General features: G+C 55.6%; 4 protein-coding genes. 1 reads left to right on the top strand and 3 read right to left on the bottom strand.

The window, feature by feature from the left end; genetic code table 11:
- On the bottom strand, nucleotides 1–507 hold a 507-nt coding region (lexA, locus tag RTK32_RS19290), incomplete at its 3' end, for a transcriptional repressor LexA (RefSeq protein WP_312046819.1).
- A 109-nt stretch (nucleotides 508–616) separates the two neighbouring features.
- Nucleotides 617–979, bottom strand: a complete 363-nt coding sequence (locus RTK32_RS19285; protein WP_312046817.1) for a diacylglycerol kinase — start codon at nucleotides 977–979, stop codon at nucleotides 617–619.
- A gap of 128 nt (nucleotides 980–1,107) precedes the next feature.
- Here RTK32_RS19285 and plsB point away from each other — a divergent pair, with 128 nt between their 5' ends.
- Nucleotides 1,108–3,537: a glycerol-3-phosphate 1-O-acyltransferase PlsB gene (plsB, locus tag RTK32_RS19280; protein ID WP_312046821.1), complete on the top strand. Its 2,430-nt coding sequence runs from the start codon at nucleotides 1,108–1,110 to the stop codon at nucleotides 3,535–3,537.
- Between the two features lie 57 nt (nucleotides 3,538–3,594).
- Here the strand turns inward: plsB and ubiA are convergent.
- The coding region (gene ubiA, locus RTK32_RS19275) for a 4-hydroxybenzoate octaprenyltransferase (RefSeq protein ID WP_312046816.1) at nucleotides 3,595–4,364 on the bottom strand (770 nt) is incomplete at its 5' end.

Here is a 4,364-nt window from a genome sequence, read left to right as displayed (position 1 = left end):
GGGCAGCAGGTGCACGATGTTACCCTGCTTTTTCAAACGCTTGACGGTAACTTCGTCATCAATACGTGCCACCACGACCTGGCCGTTGCGCACGTCCTGCGTTTTGTGAACCGCCAGCAGATCGCCATCCATAATGCCGATATCCTTCATCGACATGCCGCTGACGCGCAGCAGGAAATCCGCACCGGGCTTAAACAGATCGGGATCGACCTGATAGTGGCCCTCAATGTGCTGTTCTGCCAGCAACGGTTCGCCCGCCGCCACGCGGCCAATCAGCGGTAAGCCGTCTTCGTCTTCCATCATCAGGCGAATACCGCGTGACGCACCGGAAACGATTTCGATCACGCCTTTACGCGCCAGCGCCTTCAGGTGTTCTTCAGCCGCATTCGGGGAACGGAAGCCGAGCTGGGCGGCGATCTCTGCCCGTGTCGGCGGCATGCCGGTCTGGTTAATGTGCTGGCGAATCAGGTCATAGACCTGCTGCTGCCTTGCCGTTAGTGCTTTCATCCCGCCCCCTGGTTGTTTATACAGTCGACTGTGAGTATATACAGGTATTTCGTCATTGAAAACCACAAGCCGGATAAAAAACCGTAGTTATAGCTATTTAACTCAGGCGCTAGCGGGAAAGCAGGAGAGTCAGCCAGACAAATACCGCTAACAGGATAGCCAATAGCACCGCCGCCGAACCCATATCTTTGGCGCGGCCGGAAAGCACGTGGTATTCATTGCCCAGTCTGTCGACCACGGCTTCTATGGCGCTGTTGAGGATTTCCACGATAACCACCAGCATAACAGAGCCTATCAGCAATACTCTGGTCACAGGCGTCACGTCCAGCCAGCAGGCAATAATAATCGCGATAACTGCAGCGACCACTTCCTGGCGGAAAGCCGCCTCATGTTGCCAGGCTGCCCGTAATCCTTTCCATGAATACCCCGCAGCTTTTATGATCCGCGTTAAACCCGTGGCGTTATTTGCCATAATCAGGGAACCCTTTGTTCTGTTTAACGTCAATGTCAGGGTAGCGCACATTTTGCAACATCACAGATCTCGTGCACGGATTCTGGTATGCTTGCGGCGCTTTGCTAACAAGAGGCTTTATGTTGTCTATGTCAGGTTGGCGTAATTTATATTACAAACTATTGAATTTTCCAGTAAAAATGCTGGTAAAGAGTAAAGCGATCCCTGCCGAACCGGTTGTTGAACTGGGACTGGATACATCGCGCCCTATTATGTATGTGCTGCCCTACGATTCAAAGGCCGATTTGCTGGCCCTGCGTGAGCAGTGTCACAAAGAGGATCTGCCCGATCCTTTAGACCCGCTGGAGATCGACGGCACGCTGCTGCCCCGCTACGTCTTTATCCATGATGGGCCACGCGTGTTTCCTTATTACGCGGCCAATCCGGAATCCGTAAAGACGTTTCACGACTATCTGGATCTGCATCGCAGCCACCCGCTGCTGGACGTGCAGATGGTCCCCGTATCGATTATGTTTGGTCGGGCGCCAGGACGTGAAGTTCAGGGCGAAAGCCAGCCGCATCTGCGCGTGTTGAACGGCATCCAGAAATTTATCGCCGTCCTGTGGCTGGGCCGCGACAGCTTCGTGCGCTTCTCGCCGATGGTATCGCTGCGCCGTATGGCGACCGAGCACGGCACCGATAAAACTATTGCTCAGAAACTGGCGCGCGTAGCCAGAATGCACTTTGCCCGCCAGCGCCTTGCGGCCATCGGCCCGCGCCTGCCTGTTCGTCAGGATCTGTTCAATAAGCTTCTGCAGTCCAAAGCTATCGCGAAGGCCGTAGAGGACGAAGCGCGCAGCAAGAAAATCTCCCATGAGAAAGCGCAGCAGAATGCGATTGAACTGATGGAAGAAGTGGCGGCTGATTTCTCTTACGAGGCTATCCGTCTTACCGACAGGATCATGGGCTGGACGTGGAGCAAGCTTTATCAGGGCATTAACGTCAACGGCGGCGAACGTGTACGCCAGCTGGCGCAAGATGGCCATGAAATTGTGTATGTGCCGTGCCATCGCAGCCATATGGATTATCTGCTGCTTTCCTACGTCCTTTATCACCAGGGTCTGGTGCCGCCGCATATTGCTGCGGGCATCAATCTGAACTTCTGGCCAGCCGGCCCGATTTTCCGCCGCCTGGGCGCCTTCTTTATTCGCCGTACGTTTAAAGGCAACAAGCTGTACTCTACCGTTTTCCGTGAATATCTGGGCGAGCTGTTCACCCGTGGCTATTCCGTAGAGTATTTTGTGGAAGGCGGTCGTTCCCGTACCGGGCGCCTGCTCGATCCTAAAACCGGCACGCTGTCGATGACTATTCAGGCGATGCTGCGCGGCGGTAACCGACCGATTACGCTGGTACCGATCTATATCGGCTACGAGCACGTCATGGAAGTCGGTACCTATGCGAAAGAGCTGCGTGGCGCGACGAAAGAAAAAGAAGGGTTTATGCAGATGGTGCGTGGGCTGCGCAAGCTGCGTAACCTGGGCCAGGGCTATGTTAACTTCGGCGAACCGCTGCCGCTGGTTGCCTACCTGAATAAACACGTGCCGGAATGGCGTGACTCTATCGATCCGATTGAATCACAGCGTCCGGGCTGGCTGACGCCAGCCGTCAACGACATCGCCCAGCGCGTGATGGTGCGGATCAACAACGCTGGTGCCGCCAACGCCATGAATCTGTGCGTGACGGCCCTGCTGGCTTCGCGCCAGCGTTCGCTCACCCGTGAGCAGCTGGTAGAACAGCTGGACTGTTATATCCAGCTGCTGCGCAACGTGCCTTATTCGCCGGATGCTACCGTGCCGGATATGACGCCAGAAGCCCTGCTGAGTCATGCACTCAGCATGAACAAGTTCGAGATCGAGCAGGATAATATTGGCGAGATCGTCGTTCTGCCGCGCGAGCAGGCGGTCCTGATGACCTATTACCGCAATAACATTCTCCACATGCTGGTGATGCCGTCGGTAATTGCGGTGATCCTGATGCAGCATCAGGAACTCACGCGAGCCGAACTGCTGCGCCAGGTAAGCGTGATTTATCCCATGTTAAAGAGCGAGCTGTTCCTGCACTGGGAAAAAGACGAGCTGCCGGGCGTATTGGATCCGCTGGTCAGTGAAATGGCGCGCCAGGGTCTGTTGACGGCCGATGAGCAGACGCAAACGCTGCGTCTCAGCCCTGCCCGTTTCCATACGCTACAGCTGTTGGCGGCGGGTGTTCGTGAGACGCTGCAGCGTTATGCTATTACCTTCTCTATCCTCAGCGCTAACCCGGCGATTAACCGTGGCACGCTGGAGAAAGAGAGCCGCACGATGGCGCAGCGCCTGTCGGTACTGCACGGCATCAACGCGCCGGAGTTCTTCGACAAGGCGGTATTTTCAACGCTGGTGCTAACGCTGCGTGACGAAGGCTATATCAGCGATACCGGCGATGCGCACTATGCACGCACGCACATGGTTTATCAGCTGCTGGCCGATCTGATCAGTCAGGAAGTACGGATGACCATTGAAAGCGCGCTGACGCACGAGTAACGCAGAGATAAAAAAAGGCCGGTGTACACACACCGGCCTTTTTTATTTGCCCTCGAATCAGGAAAACGGGGCACAGCTTAAAGCGATACCGATAAACAGCATCAGCCCCACATAATTGTTATTCAGAAATCCCCGGAAACAGGCATCACGATCGCGGCCGCTGATCAGCTTCTGCTGATAAATAAACAGTGCGGCCGCGGCCAGCAGCGAACAGTAAAAAGGTGTTCCCAGCTGCATCAGCCAGCCGATTGCGGCCATCAGTATCAGCGTGGCCAGCTGCAACAGGCCGATAATCAGCTTGTCAAAACGGCCAAAAAGAATGGCGGTGGATTTTACGCCAATCTTCAGGTCGTCGTCCCTGTCGACCATTGCATACTGCGTATCGTAAGCTACCGTCCAGCAAATATTGGCGAGAAACACCAGCCAGCAGGCTGGCGGCACGGTTTCACTGACGGCTGCCCACCCCATAGGAATAGCCCAGCCAAATGCTGCGCCCAGCACGACCTGAGGCAGATGGGTGTAGCGCTTCATAAACGGATAGGTCCAGGCCAGTGCCAGACCGCCAAAAGAGAGCAGGATCGTCATCAGATTCATGGTCAGCACCAGGCAAAACGACACCAGCACCAGACCGCCAAATAGGAACTTAGCTTCCGTCGAGGTCACTGCACCACTCGGCAACGGCCGCGAACGGGTACGTTTGACGTGCCCGTCTATCTTACGATCGGCAAAATCATTCACCACGCAGCCTGCCGCGCGCATAAAGAACACGCCGAGCGTAAAGACCACCAGCACCTTGATCGGCGGTACGCGCAGGTCGGCCAGCCACA

The organism is Erwinia sp., from assembly GCF_031978025.1.
In the GTDB taxonomy this organism is placed as follows: Bacteria; Pseudomonadota; Gammaproteobacteria; order Enterobacterales; family Enterobacteriaceae; genus Erwinia.
This window is presented reverse-complemented; position numbering and strand designations above follow the sequence as displayed.

Excerpts from the sequence above, each read along its gene's own strand:
- RTK32_RS19285 (WP_312046817.1), bottom strand. The coding sequence starts at position 979 with ATGGCAAATAACGCCACGGGTTTAACGCGGATCATAAAAGCTGCGGGG.
- plsB (WP_312046821.1), top strand. The coding sequence starts at position 1,108 with ATGTCAGGTTGGCGTAATTTATATTACAAACTATTGAATTTTCCAGTA.